Annotated in this window: 15 protein-coding genes and 3 pseudogenes; 5 read left to right on the top strand and 13 right to left on the bottom strand. The window is 60.9% G+C overall.

Annotation, left to right across the window (positions count from 1 at the left end):
* Positions 1 to 204 precede the first annotated feature (204 nt).
* Positions 205 to 1,794: an ABC-F family ATPase gene (locus PSH84_RS19880; protein WP_003181279.1), complete on the bottom strand. Its 1,590-nt coding sequence runs from the start codon at positions 1,792 to 1,794 to the stop codon at positions 205 to 207.
* 405 nt (positions 1,795 to 2,199) lie between these two features.
* Between PSH84_RS19880 and lpxO the strand changes: the two genes are divergently transcribed.
* Positions 2,200 to 3,099, top strand: a complete 900-nt coding sequence (gene lpxO, locus PSH84_RS19875) for a lipid A hydroxylase LpxO (RefSeq protein ID WP_305481649.1) — start codon at positions 2,200 to 2,202, stop codon at positions 3,097 to 3,099.
* Between the two features lie 9 nt (positions 3,100 to 3,108).
* Here the strand turns inward: lpxO and ligD are convergent.
* Positions 3,109 to 5,104: pseudogene (ligD, locus tag PSH84_RS19870) on the bottom strand (DNA ligase D).
* 33 nt (positions 5,105 to 5,137) lie between these two features.
* Positions 5,138 to 6,028 (bottom strand): non-homologous end joining protein Ku, encoded by an 891-nt coding sequence (gene ku, locus PSH84_RS19865; RefSeq protein ID WP_305467143.1) that lies wholly within the window; start codon positions 6,026 to 6,028, stop codon positions 5,138 to 5,140.
* A gap of 277 nt (positions 6,029 to 6,305) precedes the next feature.
* On the opposite strand from ku, the gene PSH84_RS19860 reads away from it, so the two are divergent.
* The 4 genes from PSH84_RS19860 (at position 6,306) to PSH84_RS19845 (ending at position 9,858) form a co-directional block, all read left to right on the top strand.
* Complete coding sequence (locus PSH84_RS19860; RefSeq protein WP_122567338.1) at positions 6,306 to 6,647, top strand: hypothetical protein; 342 nt, start codon at positions 6,306 to 6,308, stop codon at positions 6,645 to 6,647.
* A gap of 47 nt (positions 6,648 to 6,694) precedes the next feature.
* Complete coding sequence (locus PSH84_RS19855; protein ID WP_305481647.1) at positions 6,695 to 7,843, top strand: PQQ-dependent sugar dehydrogenase; 1,149 nt, start codon at positions 6,695 to 6,697, stop codon at positions 7,841 to 7,843.
* 341 nt (positions 7,844 to 8,184) lie between these two features.
* Positions 8,185 to 9,192, top strand: a complete 1,008-nt coding sequence (gene ilvA, locus PSH84_RS19850) for a threonine ammonia-lyase, biosynthetic (RefSeq protein ID WP_305481646.1) — start codon at positions 8,185 to 8,187, stop codon at positions 9,190 to 9,192.
* Between the two features lie 384 nt (positions 9,193 to 9,576).
* Positions 9,577 to 9,858, top strand: a complete 282-nt coding sequence (locus PSH84_RS19845; protein ID WP_305467140.1) for a DUF1652 domain-containing protein — start codon at positions 9,577 to 9,579, stop codon at positions 9,856 to 9,858.
* Positions 9,859 to 9,942: 84 nt separating this feature from the next.
* Here the strand turns inward: PSH84_RS19845 and PSH84_RS19840 are convergent.
* The 10 genes and pseudogenes from PSH84_RS19840 to PSH84_RS19795 form a co-directional block, all read right to left on the bottom strand.
* A pseudogene (locus tag PSH84_RS19840) lies at positions 9,943 to 10,883 on the bottom strand (carbohydrate kinase family protein).
* A gap of 12 nt (positions 10,884 to 10,895) precedes the next feature.
* A complete protein-coding gene (gene xylB, locus PSH84_RS19835; RefSeq protein ID WP_305481645.1) occupies positions 10,896 to 12,383 on the bottom strand; it encodes a xylulokinase in 1,488 nt (495 codons plus the stop codon).
* A gap of 199 nt (positions 12,384 to 12,582) precedes the next feature.
* Positions 12,583 to 14,064, bottom strand: coding sequence for a mannitol dehydrogenase family protein (locus PSH84_RS19830; protein ID WP_305481644.1), 1,482 nt, complete (start codon positions 14,062 to 14,064; stop codon positions 12,583 to 12,585).
* A gap of 15 nt (positions 14,065 to 14,079) precedes the next feature.
* The gene (locus PSH84_RS19825) at positions 14,080 to 15,183 is read right to left on the bottom strand and encodes an ABC transporter ATP-binding protein (RefSeq protein ID WP_122567345.1); all 1,104 of its coding nucleotides are present in this window, start codon (positions 15,181 to 15,183) and stop codon (positions 14,080 to 14,082) included.
* 39 nt (positions 15,184 to 15,222) lie between these two features.
* Positions 15,223 to 16,053: a carbohydrate ABC transporter permease gene (locus PSH84_RS19820; RefSeq protein WP_039590930.1), complete on the bottom strand. Its 831-nt coding sequence runs from the start codon at positions 16,051 to 16,053 to the stop codon at positions 15,223 to 15,225.
* 10 nt (positions 16,054 to 16,063) lie between these two features.
* Positions 16,064 to 16,997, bottom strand: a pseudogene (locus PSH84_RS19815) (carbohydrate ABC transporter permease).
* Positions 16,998 to 17,154: 157 nt separating this feature from the next.
* Positions 17,155 to 18,465, bottom strand: a complete 1,311-nt coding sequence (locus PSH84_RS19810; protein WP_305467132.1) for an ABC transporter substrate-binding protein — start codon at positions 18,463 to 18,465, stop codon at positions 17,155 to 17,157.
* Between the two features lie 293 nt (positions 18,466 to 18,758).
* Positions 18,759 to 19,664 (bottom strand): AraC family transcriptional regulator, encoded by a 906-nt coding sequence (locus PSH84_RS19805; protein ID WP_053119509.1) that lies wholly within the window; start codon positions 19,662 to 19,664, stop codon positions 18,759 to 18,761.
* Positions 19,665 to 19,734: 70 nt separating this feature from the next.
* Positions 19,735 to 21,027, bottom strand: a complete 1,293-nt coding sequence (locus tag PSH84_RS19800; RefSeq protein ID WP_305481643.1) for a glycosyltransferase — start codon at positions 21,025 to 21,027, stop codon at positions 19,735 to 19,737.
* A 77-nt stretch (positions 21,028 to 21,104) separates the two neighbouring features.
* Positions 21,105 to 21,476: a response regulator gene (locus tag PSH84_RS19795; protein WP_305481642.1), complete on the bottom strand. Its 372-nt coding sequence runs from the start codon at positions 21,474 to 21,476 to the stop codon at positions 21,105 to 21,107.
* Positions 21,477 to 21,725: the final 249 nt, after the last annotated feature.

Below are 21,725 nucleotides of genomic sequence, written 5' to 3'. Positions count from 1 at the left end.
TTGTGGCGTACACAAATGCTGCGTACACCCCAAATCCAGTGTGGGAGCGAGCTTGCTCGCGATGGCGGTGGGGCAGGCAATACGATTGTCAGGGCCTCATCGCGAGCAAGCTCGCTCCCACAGGTTTTTACCCTTGGAATACGCAAAAAGCCCTGTCGCAATGGACAGGGCTTTTCACTTGCAGCGTGCAGCTAAGGGCTCTATTTAGAACACCACACCCTGGCTACGCAGGTAGTCGTCATAGGTGCCGCTGAAGTCGACCACGCCGTCGGCGCTCAGTTCGATGATGCGGGTGGCCAGGGACGATACAAACTCCCGGTCATGGCTGACGAAGATCAGCGTGCCCGGGTAGTTTTCCAGCGCCAGGTTCAGCGCTTCGATGGATTCCATGTCCAAGTGGTTGGTCGGTTCATCCATGACGAGCACGTTCGGCTTCTGCAGAATCAGCTTGCCGAACAGCATGCGACCCTGTTCACCACCGGAAATGACCTTGACCGACTTGAGGATCTCGTCGTTGGAAAACAGCATGCGGCCCAAGGTGCCACGAACCAGTTGTTCGCCGCCCTGGGTCCACTGGCCCATCCAGTCGAACAGGTTGACGTCGTCTTCGAAGTCATGGGCGTGGTCCTGGGCGTAGTAGCCCAGTTCCGCGGCGTCGGTCCATTTCACGGTGCCGGCATCCGGTTCCAGTTCATTGACCAGGGTGCGCAGCAAGGTGGTCTTGCCGATACCGTTCGGGCCAATGATCGCAACGCGCTCACCGGCTTCGACGGTGAAGCTGAAGTCCTTGAACAGCGGCTTGCCGTCAAAACCCTTGGCCATGCGTTCGACAATGACCGCCTGGCGGTGCAGTTTCTTGGTCTGCTCGAAGCGGATGAACGGGCTGACGCGGCTCGAAGGCTTGACCTCGGCCAGTTGGATCTTGTCGATCTGCTTGGCGCGGGAGGTGGCTTGCTTGGCTTTCGAGGCGTTGGCCGAGAACCGGCTGACGAACGACTGCAGTTCGGAAATCTGGGCTTTCTTCTTGGCGTTGTCCGACAGCAGTTGCTCGCGGGACTGGGTCGCCACGGTCATGTACTCGTCGTAGTTGCCCGGGAACAGGCGCAGCTCGCCGTAGTCCAGGTCCGCCATGTGGGTGCAGACACTGTTCAGGAAGTGACGGTCGTGGGAGATGATGATCATCAGGCTCGACCGCTGGGTCAGCACGTTTTCCAGCCAGCGGATGGTGTTGATATCCAGGTGGTTGGTCGGCTCGTCGAGCAGCAGCACTTCCGGGTCGGAGAACAGCGCCTGGGCCAGCAGCACACGCAGTTTCCAGCCTGGCGACACTTCGCTCATCGGGCCGAAATGCTGTTCGATGCCAATCCCCAGGCCCAACAGCAGTTCACCGGCGCGGGATTCGGCGGTGTAGCCGTCCATCTCGGCAAATTCGGTTTCCAGCTCTGCCACGGCCATGCCGTCTTCTTCGGTCATTTCCGGCAGCGAATAGATGCGGTCGCGCTCGGCCTTGACCTTCCACAGCTCTTCGTGACCCATGATCACGGTGTCGATCACGGTGAATTCTTCGTAGGCGAACTGGTCCTGGCGAAGTTTACCCAGGCGCACGTTCGGCTCGAGCATGACCTGGCCGCCGGAGGGCTCGAGGTCGCCGCCGAGGATTTTCATGAAGGTCGACTTGCCGCAACCGTTGGCGCCGATCAGACCGTAGCGGTTACCCGCGCCGAACTTGACCGAGACGTTTTCGAACAGCGGCTTGGCGCCGAACTGCATCGTGATGTTAGCTGTAGAGATCAAAGGTTTATCCTGCGGAACATTCAGAGTAGCTAAGGGTGCGGCAGTACCTGTTCAGTACCTGTTTGCGCACGTTCCGACCGCGCAAAGGCGTCGTGGTCGCAAGCGCAAGGGTCCATCCGGCATAAGAGGACAGCAGCATACGGAGCGCCTGGCCCGGGTAGACGTGCGCCGAAACCGTGATTTGCGGTATCGGCCAAAGGGGGCGCGTGATAATTGGCGGCGATTGTACTGATCTGGCCGGATAAACGATAGGGTATTGCCCGGACAAGACAGTTTTTCACAACTTCAGGATAACTTTTGGTTACAAACTGTGGCTAAAATGCCACCTCACCCCATGCCATCTCCCTTGCCGCTTGGCTGGCCCGGAGACGCAGCCTGTTCACTCCTGCATTGTGACGGACTTTCGTGAAGCTCATCATTGTCGCGATCTACCTCCTCTCCATTGGCTACGTTCACCTGCGCGGGCGCGTGCGGCATAAGATCGGACGCCAGTTGAGCGATCATTCATCCTTTCTCGCACCGATCAATTGCCTGCTTTACCTGTGCTCGAAACTGCCCAACAGGCCCTTCCTGAGCCCGGCGCAGTTCCCCGACCTGAGTCCGTTGCAGGCCCATTGGGAAGAAATCCGGGCCGAAGGCCAGAGCCTGCTGCACGCGGGGGAGATCAAGCGTTCCAATCAGTACGACGACGTGGGCTTCAACTCGTTCTTCAAGACCGGCTGGAAGCGTTTCTACCTGAAGTGGTACGGCGACAGCCATCCGTCGGCCATGAAACTGTGCCCACGCACCACCGAACTGGTGCAGAGCATCGGGTCGATCAAGGCGGCGATGTTTGCCGAGTTACCGCCGGGCTCGAAGCTGGTCCGCCACCGTGACCCGTATGCCGGCTCCTATCGGTATCACCTGGGCCTGGAAACGCCCAATGATGCCGGCTGCTACATCAATGTCGATGGCGAGCCGTATCATTGGCGTGATGGCGAGGCGGTAATTTTCGACGAAACGTTCATCCATTACGCCGAGAACACCACCGCCCACGACCGCATCATTCTGTTCTGCGACGTGGAACGGCCGATGAAGTTTCGCTGGGCCACCGCATTCAACCGCTGGTTCAGTCGCACCGTAATGGCGGCGGCCGGTGCGCCCAACGACGCGGGCGACAAGACGGGCGGTCTGAACCGGGCCTTCTCCAAACTCTACAAGATCCGCTTGCAAGGCAAGGCCCTGAAGAAGCGCAACCGCACGCTGTATTACCTGCAGAAGTGGGCTTTTTTCGGCGGTTTGCTGGCGATCTTCGTCTGGATCTGAACACTGCACTCATCCTTGTGCCTCGGGTTTTTGCGCATCCAGTTGCTCCCACATCTTCGCCGTAATCCGCTGGCGGTGGTTGTAGCCTTCCCAAGGGGCGGCGTCCAAGCCCTTGGCCCGTTCCAGCGCGGTATAGATGTCCCATTGCTGGGCGTTGCGCAGGGTCTGCAGCTCGTCCCGGGCAATCGGCACCGAGACTGGCAGGCCTGGCCTGGCGCGTACCGAGTAAGCGGCCACCGTGCTGGCCCCGCGGGCGTTGCGCAGGTAGTCGACGAATATTTTTCCGACGCGGTTCTTCGGTCCCATGGTGGCGGTGATGCGCTCGGGCATTTGCCGGGCCAGGAACTGGGAGATGGCTTTGGCGAACGCCTTGATGGTGTCCCAACCTTCATTTCTCGCCAAGGGCACGATCACGTGCATGCCTTTGCCACCGCTGGTCTTGAGGAAGGCCTGCAAGCCCAGTTCGTCGAGCACCGCCAAAGTCATGCGGGTCGCCTCGATCATGGCGCTCCAGGGCAGTGACGGGTCCGGGTCCAAGTCCAGGACAAACAGGTCTGGTGTCTCGATCCGGTCGTGGGTCGCGGCCCAAGTGTGCAGTTCCACCGTGCCCATCTGCGCCGCGCCGACCAGCGCGTGGATATCATCGATTTCCATCAGGGCTGCATGGCCTGGGTCCAGTTGCGGATCCAGCTGCTTGATGTGGGGGATCTCCAGGCGCTCGGCGTGTTTTTGAAAGAACAGTTCTTCGCCGATACCGTCCGGTGCCCGCAGCAGTGCGACCGGGCGCAACTTGAGGTGCGGCAGGATCCAAGGGGCGATGTCCAGGTAATATTGCGCCAGCTCGGCCTTTTGCACGCCGCTGACACTGTCGATGACCCGCTCGGGGTGGGTGATCGTCACCCCGTCGACTTTGGCCGTGCCGGCTTTTTTGCGACGCTGGGGTTTTAGCGTGGTGGGCTTTATCGGCAAGGGCTGCTCACGAACCACCTTGCTGGCGGACTTATTGGTCGGCAAGCCCAGGAAAATAGCCTGCCGCACCTGACTATCGCGGGTCCACTCGGTGGACTCGACTTCACAGGTCAGGGTCGGCTCGACCCATTGCACGCCGCGTCCCTGCGCCCCCTTGAGCGGCGCAGCCAGCGGCGAGGTCTCGCGCTGCTGTGCACACAGTTGCTCATGCAGTTGTTTGATTTGTACCTGGCTGAATCCTGTGCCGACCCGGCCGGCATACACCAGCCCCATTGGCTCGTTGACAGCCAGCAGCAGCGCGCCGAAACCCGCTGCGCTTGCCTTGGGGGCGGGTGAACCCGACGATAACGAAGGCTTGGCGCAACCGGCACTTGAGCTTTACCCAATCGGCGCTTCGCTGGGACATATAAGGGCTGCCCTGGCGTTTGCCGACCACGCTGTCCAGTGACAGCGCGATGGCGCTTTCGAACATATCGTGCTGGCTGGCGGAAAACGATTCGGAAAAACGCAGGCGCTTGCTGGCGTTGTTGCTGAGGGCTTTTTTCAGCGCGGCGCGGCGTTCCTCCACCGGTGCCTGGCGCAGGTCTACGCCATTGAGAAAGGGCGCATCGAACAGGAAATACACCATGTCGACCGTGCGGCTGATTTCGAACGCCTGGCGCAGGGCCGCGAAATCGGAGTGACCGGTTTCATCGAGCAGGACCAACTCGCCGTCCAGCCAACTGTCCCCCAGACCCAATCCGGCCACGGCGTCGGCATGCAGCTTCAGTCGATCCGTCCAGTCTTGGTGGTTACGGTTGTATAACCGGACTTCGCCGTGTTCGATGCGGCTTAGCAGTCGATAACCGTGGAATTGGACTTCATAGCGCCATTCACCGGTGGGTGGCTCCTCCACGGGCGTCGCCAACTGCGGCGCCAGGCGTTCGGGCAGGCGGTTGCCAGGGGCTGCCGTTCCCCCTCGGCCAGGATTGCGGGGCGTCGTTGCGCCCGATTCGGCATTGGATAAACGAGCAGATTCACTCTCGGCGTTGGCCATGACAGATTCCCTTGTATAGCACGCGCCAGGGTTTTAGCCCTGGGAGGCCTTGGTGGCTTTTTTGGCAGGAGCGGATTTGCGGGGTTTCGCAGGTTTTGCAGGCGCCTTCCCGGCGGATTTGTCGTTGGCCTTGCCCTTGCCGCCCAGGCTGCGCTTGAGCAGCTCGGTCAGGTCGATGACATCGGCGGTCTTGCGTTGTTCTTCGCCTGGATCGGTCTCCACGGCTTCGAGGCGGCCTTCGTTGGCCTTTTTCTCCACCAGCTCCATGATCTTGTCTTCAAAACTGTCCCGGTACTCTTGCGGCTCCCAGTCGGCGCTCATGTCCTGCACCAGGCGCTTGGCCATTTCCAGCTCGCCCTTGGCCAGGGTCGGGTTCGTGACTTCGTCACCCAGTTCCAGGATATCCAGCTCGCGTACCTCCGCGGGCCAGCGCAGCATCACCAGCACCAGGGCCGATTCCAGGGGCATGAGGGCGGCCAGGTGCTGGCGGGTATGCAGCACGACGTGGGCCAGGGCTACTTTGTTGGTCTTGACCAGGGTTTCACGCAGCAAGGCGTAGACTTTGCCGCCACGCTTGTCGGGAGCGAGAAAGTAAGGCGTGTCGATGTTTTGCAGGGGGATCTTCTCGCTGTCGACAAAGGAAAAGATATCAATGGTCTGGGTGGACTTGGGGTGGGCGGAGCGGATTTCCTCTTCGCTGAGTAGCACGTACTGGCCTTTCTGGTACTGGACGCCCTTGACGATGTCTTCCTTGGTCACTTCCTTGCCCGTGACCTTGTTGACCCGCTTGTAGCCCACCGGGTCCATGCTGCGTTTGTCCAGCCAGTCAAAATCCACACCCTGGGAAGAGGTGGCCGACACCAGCGCGACAGGAATGTGGACCAGCCCGAAACTGATTGCGCCTTTCCAGATTGCCCGAGCCATGGTGGTGTTTTCCTTGCCTGTGGATGTCTCTCTGGTGACCTTCGCGCTTCGGGAAAAGTTTCCATCATTCACTGCCTGCTTCACTGTGGGAGCGAGCTTGCTCGCGATAGCGGCGGTACAGACGCTATGGGGGCAGGCTGATCCATCGCCATCGCGCGCTCGCTCCCACAATGGTTCGGAGACTCTTGGTTACATCTTCACCGGGATATTTCGCTTAACAAGGGCGAACCTGCGGCGTAGCGTGCTTTCGATATGCCTGAACCCAAGAGGTGCCCCAATGAACAGGCTGATGCTCGCCATCATGACGCTATTGCTGACTGCCGCTGCTCAGGCCGCCACGCCCAGCGCAGGCCCAATGGTCCTGGCCCAGAACCTGCCGGGCAACAACAATCCCTATAACAGCCCGACGCGCCGGGCCAATCCCAACAGCATGCAGGGCACCCGGCCCAACGTGCCGACGATTCATAACAACCCGACAGTGCCGGTACCACGACCGCCGACCCTGGAAAACGGCGGCATCGGCAATGGCTATCCCCGGTCCGGCCAGCCGTCGAGTTCGCCGCGACCGACCATCGAGTCTCCCACGCCACCCAGGAACAGCCAGAATGGCAACCGCTAGGCGCTGGAGCCCGTCGTTCTCTTTCAACACCGCAGAAGGAAATGTGCATGTTGCGTAAAACACTCCTGGCCGCGTTCTGCGCCAGCGCTGTCCTGACCCTTGCCACGCCGACCATCGCCGCGCCAACCCAGTCTTTCAAAAGCGAAGAGGGCACCCTGGAAGTGACCACCGTGGTCAAGGGGCTGGAGCACCCTTGGTCCGTTGCATTCCTGCCTGGCCAACAGGGCCTGTTGGTGACGGAGCGAGGGGGCAACCTGCGCATGGTCAGCCCCGACGGCCAATTGTCCGCGCCCCTGAGCGGCGTGCCCGACGTGTGGGCCAAGGGGCAGGGCGGCCTGCTGGACGTGGTGTTGTCGCCGGACTTCAAGCAGGATCGCACCGTCTACCTGTCTTATGCCGAGGCGGGCGCAGACGGCAAGGCCGGCACCGCCGTGGGACGCGGGCAACTGTCCGAAGACCTCAAGAGCCTGAAGAATTTCGACGTGGTCTTCCGCCAGCAACCCAAGCTGTCCACGGGCAACCACTTTGGTTCGCGACTGGTCTTCGACCGCGACGGCTATCTGTTCATTACCCTGGGGGAAAACAACGACCGGCCCACCGCCCAGGACCTGGACAAGCTGCAAGGCAAGGTCGTGCGCATCTACCCCGACGGCAAGGTGCCCGACGACAACCCGTTCGTTGGTCAGAAAGATGTCCGTCCCGAGATCTGGTCCTACGGCGTGCGTAACCCCAAGGGCGCCGCCCTCAATCCTTGGAATGGCACCCTGTGGGAGAACGAGCATGGACCCCGAGGCGGCGATGAATTGAACATCATCGAGCGCGGCAAGAACTACGGCTGGCCACTGGCGACCCACGGCATCAATTATTCCGGCGCTCCGATTCCCGAAGCCCAGGGCAAAACCGTCGAAGGCGCCCTCGACCCTTACCACGTCTGGCAGGTCTCACCCGGGCTCAGCGGCATGGCGTTCTACGACCATGAGCGTTTCAAGGCCTGGCAACACAGTGTGTTCATCGGAGCCCTGGTGTCCGGGGAACTGATTCGCCTGCAATTGCAGGACGACAAGGTCGTCCATGAAGAGCGCCTGTTGGGCGAGCTCAAGGCGCGAATCCGCGATGTTCGCCAGGGTCCGGATGGGTATCTCTATGTGCTGACGCATGAAGATGACGGGGCCTTATACAAAGTTGGACTCAAGTAATTGGAGAAAAATGTGGGAGCGAGCTTGCTCGCGATTGCTATGGGTCAGCTGACATTGATGCTGACTGACACTCCGCTATCGCGAGCAAGCTCGCTCCCACAGGCCATGCTGCTCACTTAAGGTCACTGCGGCGAATATCAAATGGCACTTGATTTGCCCATTGACTTGCCGCCACCGCACCGCTAATTTCCAGGCATGAATTCAATCGTACTGCGCAGCCAGCCAAGCATTATTACCGCCATTCCTTATTTGGCGGGCTAGCTGACGGCTGCACCGAACCCGCCCTCGAGGCGGTTTTTTTCTTTCTGTCTCCTGGGCTCCGACCGAACCAGGAGATCGCCATGACCGCTGCCCACGCCGAGCAAACCCTACTCGAGCACTATGTAAAGAGAATCCTCGCCGCGCCGGTCTACGAATTGGCCGTGCGCACGCCACTGCAAGCGGCGCCCGCACTGTCCGAAGCCCTGGGCAACCGGATCCTGCTCAAGCGCGAAGACTTGCAACCGACCTTTTCCTTCAAGGTCCGCGGTGCCTACAACAAGCTCGTGCACCTGACCCCGGAGCAGCGGGCCCGTGGCGTCATCACCGCGTCAGCCGGTAATCATGCCCAAGGCGTCGCGCTGGCGGCACGGGAGCTGGGTATTTCGGCCAGCATCGTCATGCCCGTGAGCACCCCGCAACTGAAAGTGCTGGGCGTGCGCAACCGCGGCGCCGAGGCGTTGCTGCATGGGGAAAGTTTTCCGTTTGCCCTGGCCCATGCGCTGGAACTGGCGGAGCAGACCGGGCGGGAGTTCGTCTCGCCGTTCGATGACCCGGACGTGATTGCCGGCCAGGGCACCGTCGCCATGGAAATCCTGCGCCAGCATCCTGGCCGGCTGGACGCGATTTTTGTCCCGGTCGGCGGCGGTGGGTTGATCGCCGGGATCGCGGCCTACGTCAAGTACCTGCGCCCGGAGGTACGCATCATCGGCGTCGAGTCACAGCACTCGGCCTGTCTCCAGGCCGCGCTGGCCGCAGGGGAGCGGGTCACCTTGCCCGAGGTGGGAACCTTCGCTGACGGCGTGGCCGTGGCGCAGATCGGTGCCCATGGCCTGGATATCTGCCGTTTCTGTGTCGACGAGGTAATGACCGTGACCAACGACCAACTGTGCGCCGCGATCAAGGACATCTATGACGACACCCGTTCCATCACCGAACCGTCAGGGGCATTGGCGGTGGCGGGCATCAAGCAATACGTGGCGCGCACGGGCGCGCGAGGCGAGACGCTGGTAGCGATCGATTCGGGTGCCAACATCAATTTCGACAGTTTGCGTCACGTGGCGGAGCGGGCGGCGGTGGGCGGTCTTTGAGCTTTTTTACGCGACGTCACACTTTTTTTGAACCAGGCGACGGATGCCCGCTTGCTCCTTCGCATTAGGGGCTACTCTAGGTTGCGAACAGGATCAAAGCGATTGCACTTTGCATGGAAAAAGCATCGTTTCCTTGCATTTTGCACGAGCCCTGTGGCGCAGGACGGAGCTAAGCGCTTGATTCATATCAACCCGGAAGGTCGTCAATACAGGCATAATTTTTGCGGGATGATTCAGGAGTTCGCTTGACGAACTCGTTAACTGAAAACGCCAAAGAAAGAACGAACGGCACGGTATTCGTAGTCCCAGTCCGCAGGGAAGAAAACGGACGAAAATACCGCCGTCGTGAACATAAATTGGCCGCCTCAACAGGAGAGAGTCGCCATGTTTCTATCTGCCCTCGAAATGCGAAACATCATTGAAAGCAGTTTGCTGCCCAAGCGCTCGCAATGCACCTTGTCACCTGAGTTGGTGATGACGATCAAGATCTTCGATGACCACAGGACCGATCATGCGGCCCTGGTTAAAACCGGCATCGATGCCAGCAAGCTTACCGGTTGCCGGGCCATCAACGACCTGATCGCCGAGCTGCGTACGGAGCTTGACCATAACCCCGCCGCTGGCAATCACTTTCATCAGCAACATCATCGAATGACCGGGCGCTGATTACGGCTTTGTCCTGGATTAATCCGACGCTCGGGTCCGGCGATGTCCGAACCCGGCGTCCAGTTTTTCAACTGTGGCGCGCACTCAGGCCAGTTGCTGCCGGTAGGGCAGGTCCGGGCCGGTTTTGCCGCACGTCAGGGCCGCAGCGCGAATGGCGAATTCCAGCATGGCGCTGATCTGCTCACGGGTCAGCGTCTGCAGGCCCTCGATCGAATCCAATTGTTGTTCAGTCAGCCAGGCAATCAGCGCGGCCTGGAAGGTGTCGCCTGCCCCCACGGTGTCGGCGATCTTCACTGGGCACGCTGGCAGGGACCATGTGCCGTGCTGGCGACTGAAGACCGTGGCGCCCTGGCCGCCGCGGGTCAGGAAAACCAACTGGCAACGGTGCTTTAGCCAACCGTCGATGACCGCCTGGGGTTCGACCTGCGGGTAGAGAGCAGGCTCAGGTCTTCATCACTGACCTTGATCAGGTCGGCATATTGCACCAGTGTCGCGATCCGCGAGCGCCACAACTCAATATCCGGCTGCGGGTTGAGTCGTACGTTCGGGTCGAGGCTAATCAGGCGCCGGCCGCTCTCCCGTTGCACCAGGGCCAGCAGTGTGTCGGCAATGGGCTGGACCACCAGCGAGAACGAGCCGACATGCAAGCCATGCACTTCAGGACCGAGGTCCGGTAGATGGGCCAGGCTCAGTTGCCGGTCGGCACAATCTTCGCCGCGAAAGCTGTAGTGGGGTGAACCATTGGCGCCGACGGCGACCATCGCCAGGGTGGTCGGCGCGTCGACGTCCAGCAGGTATTGGCTGCTGACACCTTCGTTGAGCAATACCTGCTGCAGGCGACGGCCCAGGTAGTCGGTGGACAGCCCGGTAAACAGCGCCGATTCAACACCCAGGCGGCGCAACCCCACCGCCACGTTGAACGGCGAGCCGCCGGCAATCGCCTTGTAGTTCACCTGCGAGGCAGGGCCATTTGCCTCGGTTTCACTGAAAAAATCAAACAGCGCTTCACCACACACCAAATACATAGTTGCCCGCTCTCAAAGGGTTGCGACGTGTTGTCGGTAACGTTCATACGCCTGCTGGGACGCCGCGACGTGTGCGGCCACTGGCCAGGTTTCGCTGGCCGGGTCGAGCTTGACGCAGCGCTCGCACAGTTCGGCCAGACTGTCTTGCGCGCCTGAATGGCACCACGCCGCCTGGATCGCCGCACCCAACGCCGCCGCTTCGCTTTGTTCGGTGCAGATGACCGTGGTGTCCATGATGTCGGCGACGATCTGCCGCCACACCGGGCTCTTCGAGCCGCCGCCGATCAGGCGAATGCTCTGGGCCTTGAGTCCGTTGGCCCGCAGCAGGTCCAAGCCATAGCGCAAACCGAAGGTCGTGCCTTCGACCACGGCGCGGCACAGATTGGCCCGGGTCAAGTTGGTGGTGGTCAGGCCCAGCAGGCTAGCGGTGGCATGGGGCAGGGCAGGCACCCGCTCGCCGTTGAGGAACGGCAGCATGCACACACCCTCGGCGCCAATCGGGGCCTGGACCACCTGGGCGTTGAAAGCGTCGATGTCCAGGTCCAGCAACTCGCGAATCGCCCCGGTGGCGTTGGTCAGGTTCATGGTGCAGATCAGCGGCAGCCAGCCACCGCTGGAAGAGCAGAACGTCGCCACTGACGGTTGCGGGCTGACCGCAGGTTCGGCGGCATAGGCATAGACCGTACCGGAGGAGCCGAGGCTCATGGTGATCACGCCGGGCTGGATATTGCCGGTGCCGATGGCGCCCATCATGTTGTCGCCGCCGCCACTGGCTACCACCGCGTTGGGGTTGATGCCCAGGTGCGCGGCAATGGCGGGCAGGATGCGCCCGACCGGCTGATGGGCCTCGATCAGCTCCGGAAGCGCCATTAGCAGGCGTTCGCCGGGATCGATATGTCGCAACAACTGCACGTCCCATTGACGGGTGCGCACGTTGAAGTAGCCGGTCCCCGAGGCGTCGCCGTATTCGCTGCAATGGCGGCCGGTGAGCCAGTAGTTGAGGAAGTCGTGGGGCAGCACGACGCTGGCGATGCGTTCGAAAACCTGGGGATGCTGCTCCCGCGTCCAGAGCAGTTTGGAAACCGTGTAGCCCGGCGCGATCACCACGCCGAGGCGTTCGAGGCTGCCGTCTTCACCGCCCAGGTGCGCCAGGAGCCGATCGTTTTCCGGCGTCGTCTCGGTGTCGCACCACAGCTTCGCGGGGCGCAAGACCTGGCCTTGCTCGTCAAGCAACACCAAGCCGTGTTGCTGGCCGGACACGCCGATGCCGAGGATCGCCTGGCCATCGACCCCGGCGGCAGCCAAGGCCTGATGGGTCGCCTGGGTGAATGCATCGAGCCATTGCTGGGTGTCTTGCTCACGGCGACCGTTGGCCCCGCTGATCATGCTGTGGGCAGCTGCGCCCTGGCCGAGTACCTGGCCGCTGAGCGCATCCAGGATCAGCGCCTTGGTGCCTTGGGTGCCGCAGTCGATGCCCAGGAACAGTTGTTGGTTTGCCATAAAAATCCTCGGATCTAAGAACAAAACACAGGGCCTGTGGCGAGCGCCTTATCTGTGGCGAGGGGATTTATCCCCGCTGGGCTGCGAAGCAGCCCCAAATGCATCTGCTACTGCGATGTATCAGGCAGTACGTTGGGGGCCGCTTCGCGCCCCAGCGGGGATAAATCCCCTCGCCACAACAGTGGTTCGCGGTCGGGCCTTAGTTCGCCTCGGTCAGTACCCGCTCAAGTGTTCGCGTAACCCCGTGCTCGCGCAAGCTGTTGCAGCACCATTCGAAGGCTGCCACGAATTCTGGCGAACGGGGGATCGCGGTGCCAAAGATTTCTTCCACCTCCAGCAGCCGCTGGGTCACCAGCGCATCGTCAGCCACCAAGGCCTGGCAGAACGCCGCCCGTGGGTCCGGGATCGAATACGTCACGCCGTTCTCGTCCACACCCTTCAGGTACACCGCCCAGGCCGCCACGACCAGCGCCGCACGGCGGGTTTCGCCGCCGTCGGCAATCAAACGATTGATGGTCGGAACGGTGAATTTTGGAAACTTCGACGAGCCGTCCGAACAGACCCGCTCCAACTGGTCGGCAATCGCTTGGTTGGAAAAGCGTTCCACCAGGGTGTTCTTGTAGTCGGTCAGGTCGATGCCCGGCACCGGTGCCAGCTGCGGCGTCACGTCCAGGTCCATGTAGGCGCGCATGTAACGCACGAACAGCGGGTCGTTCATGGTTTCGTGGACGAAGCGATAACCCTTGAGAAAGCCCAGGTAGGTCAACGCCAGGTGACTGCCGTTGAGCAGCTTGATTTTCATCTCTTCATAGGGAGAAACGTCATCGGTGAATTGCACGCCGACCTTTTCCCAGGCCGGGCGACCGTTGACGAACTTGTCTTCCAGCACCCATTGCACGAACGGTTCGCAGACCACCGGCCAAGCGTCGTCGATGCCGTGTTCGTCATGCAATTGCAAGCGATGGGCGCTGCTGGTCATCGGGGTAATGCGATCGACCATGGCATTGGGGAAACTCACGTTTGCGTCGATCCATTGACCCAGTTCCGGGTCGCGCAGCGCGGCAAACGCCAGCAGCGCCTTGCGAGTGACTGCGCCATTGTGGGGCAGGTTATCGCAGGACATCAGCGTGAACGCCGGGGTGCCAGCCGCGCGGCGCTTGGCCAGGGCGGCACAGAGGAAGCCGAAAACCGTTTTCGGCGCCTCGGGATGGACCAGGTCATGCTGGATCTGCGGCAGGTGGGCCATGAACTCGCCATTGCTGTCGTCGATGCAATAGCCACCTTCGGTGATGGTCAGCGAAACGATGCGGATTTGCGGGTCGGCCAGTTTGTCGATCAGCGTCTGGGTGTCATCTTCGGCCAATAGCATGTCGGCGATGGCGCCGACGACGCGGACTTCGGTGTCGTCGGTGTCGCCCAACTCATAAAGCGTGAACAAATAATCCTGGCCGGCCAGGTCATCCCGGGCGCGACGGTCTTCGGGTCGAAGTCCTACGCCACAAATGGCCCAGTCGAGTCCTTCGCCGGTGTTCATCAACGCATCGGTGTAATACGCCTGGTGCGCACGGTGGAAACCACCCACGCCGATGTGGGCGATGCCCTGGCGACGGTCGCCCAGGTTATAAGCGGGCAGGGCGACCTCGGCGTTGAGGTTGTGCAGGTTCTGTCGGTTGAGTTTCATCACAAGTCTCTACAATCAGGCGGCAGCACGCAGCGCGCGGGAGACCGCTACGCCTTCGGCATCGAATAAATGGCAGTGTTCAGCGTCCAGGTGCAGGCTCAGTTGCTCACCGAAACGGCTCGCCAGGTCGCCGCGAACCCGCATGGTCAAGGCTTCGCCGGACGTCGTGACGACGTGACAGAAGGTGTCGCTACCCAGTCGCTCACTGACGTCGGCGGTGACTTGCAGGGTGCAATCGCCCGGTTGCGCCAGGTTCAGGTGTTCCGGACGAATCCCCAGGGTCACCGCGCCGCCGACGCTCAGGTTGGCACCGCTCAATGGCAGGCTGATACGCGTGCCGGCGTCCAGCAGGACTTCACAACCCTGGCTGTCCAAGGCGGTGACCTTGCCTTTGAGAAAGCCCATTTTCGGCGTGCCGAGGAACCCGGCGACAAACAGGTTGGCCGGCTGGTGATACAGCTCCAGCGGCGAGCCAACCTGTTCGATGCGCCCGCTATTGAGCACCACCACCTTGTCGGCCAGGGTCATGGCTTCGACCTGGTCGTGGGTCACGTAGATCATCGTCGCCTGCAGCTCCTTGTGCAGGCGTGCCAGTTCCAGGCGCATCTGCACCCGCAGGGCGGCGTCGAGGTTGGACAAGGGTTCGTCGAACAGGAAGATTTTCGGGTTGCGCACAATGGCCCGGCCGATTGCCACGCGCTGGCGCTGGCCGCCGGACAGTTGCTTGGGCTTGCGCTCGAGCATCGGCCCCAATTCGAGGATGCGCGCCGCTTCGTTGACCTTCTTCTCGACTTCAGCCTTGGGCACACCGGCCAGGTCCAGGGCGAAAGACATGTTCTTGCGCACGCTCATGTGCGGGTACAAGGCGTAGGTCTGGAACACCATCGCCAGGTCGCGCTTGGCCGGGCTGACTTCGGTAATGTCCCGGCCATCGAGTTCGATGGTGCCGTCGCTGACCTCTTCCAAGCCGGCGATCAGCCGCAGCAGCGTGGACTTGCCGCAGCCCGATGGGCCGACGAAGACCACGAACTCGCGGTCGTTCACCTCAAGGTCGATACCCTTGATGATGGAGAAGCCTTCGAAACCCTTTTGCAAATTCTTGATTTTCAGGTTGGCCATGATGATGGGCCTCCACTTCTGATAATGGTGTAGGGCGGGTTATTTCACCGCGCCGAAGGACAAACCGCGCACCAGCTGTTTCTGGCTGATCCAGCCAAAGATCAGGATCGGCGCGCAGGCCAGGGTCGAGACGGCCGATAATTTGGCCCAGAACAAACCCTCCGGGCTGGAGTAGGAAGCGATCAACGCCGTCAGGGGCGCGGCCTTGGAGGAGGTGAGGTTCAGCGACCAGAACGCCTCGTTCCAGCACAGGATCAGCGACAGCAGCACGGTGGACGCCAGGCCGCCCTTGGCGATGGGCAGCAGCACGCGGACCATTTCCTGCCAGAGCGTGGCGCCATCCAGGCGTGCGGCCTCGAGGATGTCGCGAGGAATGTCCTTGAAGTAGGTGTAAATCATCCAGACCACGATGGGCAGGTTGATCAGTGTGTAGATGATGATCAACGCGATACGCGTGTCCAGCAGGCCAAACTGCTTGGCCAGCAGGTAGATCGGCATCAGTACGCCCACCGGTGGCAGCATTTTGGTGGAGAGCATCCACAGCAATGTGCCTTTGGTGCGCTGGGTTTCATAGAACGCCATGGAGTAGGCCGCCGGCACCGCGATCAGCAGGCAAAGGGCGGTGGCGCTGAAGGAAATCACCACCGAGTTCCAGGCAAAGCTGAAGTAATTGCTGCGCTCGTTGATGTGCAGGTAGTTCTCCAGGGTCGGCGCGAAGATGAACTGCGGCGGTGTGGCGAACGCATCGATTTCGGTCTTGAAGCTGGTCAGCACCATCCAGAAGATCGGAAAGAAGATCAGGATCGCGATGGCCCAGGCCAGCGTGCCCAACAGCAGGCTTTGCAGGCGACGGGATTGTTGAAGAGTCATGGCGACGGCCTCATTGCTTGTCGGTGAGGTTTTTGCCGATCATCCGGACGAGGATGATGGCGGCGATGTTGGCAATGACCACGGCAATCAAGCCACCGGCCGAAGCCATGCCGACGTCGAACTGCACCAGCGCCTGGTTGTAGATCAGGTACGCGAGGTTGGTGGAGGCATAGCCGGGGCCACCGTTGGTGGTGGTGAAGATCTCGGCGAACACCGACAGCAGGAAGATGGTTTCGATCATCAGCACCACGGCAATCGGGCGGGCCAGGTGCGGTAGGGTCAGGTGCCAGAAGATCGCGATGGGGCCGGCACCGTCCAGGCGGGCGGCTTCTTTCTGTTCCTGGTCCAGCGACTGCATGGCGGTCATCAGAATCAGGATCGCGAAGGGCAGCCATTGCCAGCTCACGATGATGATGATCGACAGCAGCGGGTAATGGGCCAGCCAGTCCACCGGCTGGGCGCCGAACAGCTTCCACACCGAGGCGAGGATGCCCGAGACCGGGTGGAAGATCAGGTTTTTCCAGATCAGCGCACCGACGGTGGGCATGATGAAGAACGGTGAGATCAGCAGCACACGAACGATGCCGCGACCGAAAAACTCACTGGCCTCCAACAGCGCGCTGATCAAACACCCCGAGGACGATACTGATCAGCAACACGCTGCCCACCAGCAACAGGGTATTGGTGGCGCCGGGCATGAAACCCGAGTCGGTGAGGAAATAAGTGAAATTTTCCAGTCCCACGAATTCGTTTTCGCCGGGATAGAGCAGGTTGTAGCGGATCAGCGAGAAATAGACGGTCATGCCCAGCGGCACGATCATCCACAGCAGCAATAAGGCGACCGAAGGGCTGACCAGGAACCAGCCCGGGTTGGCCAGGCGAAGCTTGCGCGCCGGTGGGGCGATCTCGATGGGTGCTTTGGCGGTTGTCGTTGAGCTATTCATGGCATTGAACCGATTTTTGCGGGCCTATGAAGATCCACTGTGGGAGCGAGCTTGCTCGCGATAGCGTCGTGTCAGTCGCCCGTGATAGTGGCTGGGAGGCCCTCATCGCGAGCAAGCTCGCTCCCACAGGAACCGGGAGCGGGCCTCAATGAGTTGACTACTTGGGATACCCAGCGCGTTTCATCTCGCGTTCGGTGGTGGACTGCGCGGCGGTCAACGCCTGGTCCACGGTCTGCTGGCCGGTCAGCGCGCCCGAAAAGAACTTGCCCACTTGGGTGCCGATGGCCTGGAATTCGGGAATGGTCACCAACTGGATGCCGATGTAGGGCACGGGCTTGAGGGTAGGGGCTTTCGGGTCGGCGACTTTCAACGATTCCAGGGTCACCTTGGCAAACGGCGCGGCCTTCATGTACTCGTCGCTGTAGGTCGAGGTGCGGGTGCCTGGTGGTACGTTGGCAATGCCGTCGGTCTTGGCGACCAATTGGTTGTATTCCTTGGACGTTGCCCAAGTGGTAAAGACCTTGGCGGCGTCCTTGGCTTTGGAACTGGCCGGGATGGCCAGGGACCAGGAGTACATCCACGAGGTGCCCTTGTCGGTTTTTTCGTGGGGAGCGAAGGTGAATCCGACGTGATCGGCCACCTTGCTCTGGGTCTTGTCGGTGACAAACGAGCCGGCGACGCTGGCATCCACCCAGATCGCGCATTTGCCGCTGTTGAACAGCGCGAGATTTTCGTTGAAACCGTTGCTGGAAGCCCCCGGCGGGCCGGATTTTTTCATGTTGTCGACGTAGAAGTTCAGTGCATCCTTCCACTCCGGGCCATTGAACTGCGGCTGCCACTTCTCATCGAACCAGCGCGCGCCAAAGCCGTTGGCCAGGGTCGTGATCAGCGCCATGTTCTCGCCCCAGCCCGCCTTGCCCCGCAGGCACAGGCCATACTGTTCCTTGGATTTATCAGTGAGCTTTTCTGCGAACTCACCAATCTGGGTCCAGGTCGGGTGTTCGGGCATGGTCAGCCCGGCGTTCTTGAACAGGTCCGTGCGGTAATAGGTGATCGAGCTTTCGGCGTAGAACGGCAGGGCGTACAGCGAGCCTTTGACCGACAAGCCATCGCGCACGGAAGGGAAGACGTCATCCAAGTCGTAGGAGGCCGGCAGGTCCTTCATCGGTTCCAGCCAGCCCTTAGCGCCCCAGAGTGCAGCTTCGTACATGCCAATGGTCAGCACGTCGAACTGTCCGCCTTGGGTGGCGATGTCGGTGGTCAAGCGTTGGCGTAGGACGTTTTCTTCGAGCACCACCCAATTCAGCTTGATGTCCGGGTGCTCGGCCTCGAAAGTTTTCGAGAGCTTTTGCATGCGGATCATGTCGCTGTTGTTGACCGTGGCAATGGTGAGGGTCTCTGCGCCGAAGCTGACGCTGCTGAGGGTCATGCAGGTGGAGACAAGCAGAGCTTTTACCGAAGGTTTCATCGCGCACTCCTTTTCCGCGCCCGAAGGCTGCAGAAGGACAGTTATTGTTTTTGTGTCTTCCGGATGAAGGGAAGAATGTGCGCTGATTACAGCCTTCAATGGGCGGCGTGACAAATCATCCGTCGCACTTGTGCTGATACTTTTTTGCACTGCATGGGGTGGCGATGGAAATTATCTGTGGGAGCAAGGCTTGCCCGCGATGAAGTTGACACGGTCTTCCGGGGAACCGAGGCGTCTGCATCGCGGGCAAGCCTTGCTCCCACATAAATTCCGCCACAGAAATGAGCCGAGATTCAGCCCTGGTTCTGCTCGGTCAACCGCTGCACCGCCAACCGCCGGTAGTGGGAAGGCGTCATGCCCTTGAGCTGTTGGAAACGCCGGTTGAAATTGGAGATGTTGTTGAAGCCGGATTCAAAACACACATCCGTCACCGGCTTGTCGCCATCGGCCAGCAATTCGCAGGATTTGCTGATGCGCAGGCGATTGACGAATTCGATGAAGCAGCGGCCGGTGGCCTGTTTGAACACCCGACTGAAATAGGTGGGCTTCATGCCCAGGTGCTCGGCGACTTCTTCCAGGGGCAGCTCCCGGGCGTAATGGGCAAAGATGTAGTCCACCGCGCGGTTGGTGCGGTCGATGCTGTGTTCGTCCGCCGTTTGCGGGGCGGTCGCGCCGGACAGCAGTTGGTAGTCATCCGTGGCGGCCAGCAGCTCCATCAGGATGAAAAAGTGCCCCAGTCGGCTCATGCCCTGGGAGTCGGCGATGCGCTGCATCAGGGTCATGGCCTGGCGGATGGTGCGCTTGCAGCGGAACTCGATGCCGTATTGGGCGCGTTCGAGCAGCGGTGCGACCGTCTTGAGTTCAGCGAATACCTGGTGGCCGCTTTCGAACAACTCGTCGGTGAAGTTCACCAGCATGTCGCGCTTGGGCACCACTTCGTCCTCGGCCACCTGGCTGATCCAGTTGTGGGGCAGGTTGGGCCCGGTGAGAAACAGCGACTGGGGGTAGAAGTTACCGATGTAGTCGCCAATGAACACCTTGCCGGAACTGGCGACGATCAAGTGCAGCTCGTATTCCTTGTGGAAATGCCAGCGCACCAGCGGGCAGGGAAAACCATGCTGGCGGTAGATGATGGACAGCCCGTTATGGTCGTCCATCAACTCATAGGAGGGGTCGGTGACTCTGGCTGTTCGGGTCATGGGCCTGGCGCTTTTATTGTTATCGCCGTTGGATAATGCCCCCTTCGCCAGGCGGGTGCCACTCTGACGTCTAACCGTTGCGATTTTTTTCTTCGATCCACTGGGACATGTATTGGGTGCTTTTGTGCTGGTGGTGACGCAGCATGCTGCCGGTGAAATTGTCCCGGCGTCGTTGCTCCAGGTCCGCCCGGCAAGCGTTGATGCTGTCGATCAGCGCCGGCCCATGCACCTGTTGCTGGTAGCGGCTCTCCAGCAGCGCCAGGCCTGCCTCCTGGGCCTGGGTCCAACGTGCCTGGTCGCTATACAGCTGCACTGCCGCGCGGGCGATGTCTTCGGCGCTCTGGGCTATCGACCCGGGCCAGGGCATGTCGCCATGCATGGCTTCGGCCCCCACAGGCGTGGTGACATTGGGGGTGCCGCAGAGCATGGCGTCGATCAGCTTGCCCTTGATCCCGGCGCCGAAACGCAACGGCGCCAGGCAGATGCGTGCGGCCGACATGACCTGCAAGGCGTCCTCGGCCCAGTTCATGATGTGGAAGCCCTGGGCCGGGTTATGCAACGCGGCGGCCTTGGGCGGGGTGTAGGCGCCGTACAGGTGCAGTTGCGATCCGGGCAATTGCTGGCGGATCAGCGGCCAGATGGCGTTTTTCATCCAGAGCACGGCGTCCCAGTTCGGCGCATGGCGGAAGTTGCCGATGCTCAGGAAATGCGCCCGATCCGAGAATGGCACCGGCGGGCCGCTGGGCAGGTCCAGCATCAACGGGCACCAGTGCAGCAGGTTGCGGGGCAGCTTGAAGTGCTCCACCAACAGTTCGATTTCAACCTCGGACACCATGAGGTTGAGGTCGCAGCGGTACAGGGCGGCGATTTCCCGCTTGGCCAGGTCGGTGTCGGCCATCCGTTGGAACTCCTCGCCCAGGGCCGGGGCGAAGAGGTCGCTGAAGTCTTCGCTCGCCTCATCGTGCTTCAGGCGCTCCTTCAGGCGTTGAGGCCGGGCGTGACGCAGGCTTTGCAGATCGGAGGTCTCCAGCACTCGCAGGGCGCCGGGGCAGTGCTTTTCGACGCGCCAGCCGAACTGTTCCTCCATCATGAACTGGTCGAACAGCACGATGTCGGGCGCAAGTGTATGGATGAACGCGTCGAAGCTGCTGTTATTGAGTTCGATGGGCACTTCGCGGATGCCCAGCGCGACCAGGTCGGCGCGCTGCTCGCCCGGGCCAGCCGGGCTGCTGAAGGTGATGTCCCAGCCTTGGCCGAGGAAGGTGTCGAGGATTTGCATGATGTGCCCACTGGCCGCCGATGAACGCGGCTCGGGCCAGACATAGCCGATAACCAGGACTTTGGTGGCGGTGGGGTGACGCATGGGCAGGGGGTTCCTTGGCGCGAATCAGGCGCCATCGGCGCGCGGGGCGCCGATAGTGACCAAGAATGCGATCCGGCTCAAGCAAGAATGCGTTTGACCTTGTCCCGCAACTGATCGATGGAGAAGGGCTTGCCGATCACCGACATGCCCTCAGGCACATCGATGCTTTCTGCGTAACCGCTGGCAAACAGCACCGGCAGTTGCGGCCGCTCGAGTCTAGCCCTCTTGGCCAGTTCCCGCCCGTCCATTATCGGCAGGCCAACGTCGGTCATCATCAGGGCGATGGGCTGATGGTGGTCGGACAAAAACTCCAGCGCCTGCTTACAACCGTCCGCCTCCAGCACCTGATATTCCAGCTCTTCCAACACGTCAACGATCAGCATCCGTACAATATCGTCGTCTTCGACTACCAGGATGGTGGGTTGGGTGGCGGCAGGGGCGGTGGACATAATAGACATTCTCGAAAGATGGGAGCGGGAAGGGCACGGAAAAAAACTGGCCTCATTCATGAGCCTCTTTTATGAGTAAGCGCCAAGGCGGCACAAGTTCCGTAGGTTGTACAAGAAAGGATCTATAGTACAAGAGCTGACAAGGATAGTCGCTTCCCTGCTACAAGACGGATCGTCGTGGGATTTGCGTCTTTGACTTGTCAGAAAATGTGGATCCAAGCGCGTTTTTTCGGGCAAACTCCACCGATT

Origin of the sequence: Pseudomonas beijingensis (assembly GCF_030687295.1) — a bacterium.
Taxonomy (GTDB): Bacteria; Pseudomonadota; Gammaproteobacteria; order Pseudomonadales; family Pseudomonadaceae; genus Aquipseudomonas; species Aquipseudomonas beijingensis.
This window is presented reverse-complemented; position numbering and strand designations above follow the sequence as displayed.

Excerpts from the sequence above, each read along its gene's own strand:
- ku (WP_305467143.1), bottom strand. The coding sequence starts at position 6,028 with ATGGCTCGGGCAATCTGGAAAGGCGCAATCAGTTTCGGGCTGGTCCAC.
- PSH84_RS19860 (WP_122567338.1), top strand. The coding sequence starts at position 6,306 with ATGAACAGGCTGATGCTCGCCATCATGACGCTATTGCTGACTGCCGCT.
- PSH84_RS19855 (WP_305481647.1), top strand. The coding sequence starts at position 6,695 with ATGTTGCGTAAAACACTCCTGGCCGCGTTCTGCGCCAGCGCTGTCCTG.
- ilvA (WP_305481646.1), top strand. The coding sequence starts at position 8,185 with ATGACCGCTGCCCACGCCGAGCAAACCCTACTCGAGCACTATGTAAAG.
- PSH84_RS19845 (WP_305467140.1), top strand. The coding sequence starts at position 9,577 with ATGTTTCTATCTGCCCTCGAAATGCGAAACATCATTGAAAGCAGTTTG.
- xylB (WP_305481645.1), bottom strand. The coding sequence starts at position 12,383 with ATGGCAAACCAACAACTGTTCCTGGGCATCGACTGCGGCACCCAAGGC.
- PSH84_RS19830 (WP_305481644.1), bottom strand. The coding sequence starts at position 14,064 with ATGAAACTCAACCGACAGAACCTGCACAACCTCAACGCCGAGGTCGCC.
- PSH84_RS19825 (WP_122567345.1), bottom strand. The coding sequence starts at position 15,183 with ATGGCCAACCTGAAAATCAAGAATTTGCAAAAGGGTTTCGAAGGCTTC.
- PSH84_RS19820 (WP_039590930.1), bottom strand. The coding sequence starts at position 16,053 with ATGACTCTTCAACAATCCCGTCGCCTGCAAAGCCTGCTGTTGGGCACG.
- PSH84_RS19810 (WP_305467132.1), bottom strand. The coding sequence starts at position 18,465 with ATGAAACCTTCGGTAAAAGCTCTGCTTGTCTCCACCTGCATGACCCTC.
- PSH84_RS19805 (WP_053119509.1), bottom strand. The coding sequence starts at position 19,664 with ATGACCCGAACAGCCAGAGTCACCGACCCCTCCTATGAGTTGATGGAC.
- PSH84_RS19800 (WP_305481643.1), bottom strand. The coding sequence starts at position 21,027 with ATGCGTCACCCCACCGCCACCAAAGTCCTGGTTATCGGCTATGTCTGG.
- PSH84_RS19795 (WP_305481642.1), bottom strand. The coding sequence starts at position 21,476 with ATGTCCACCGCCCCTGCCGCCACCCAACCCACCATCCTGGTAGTCGAA.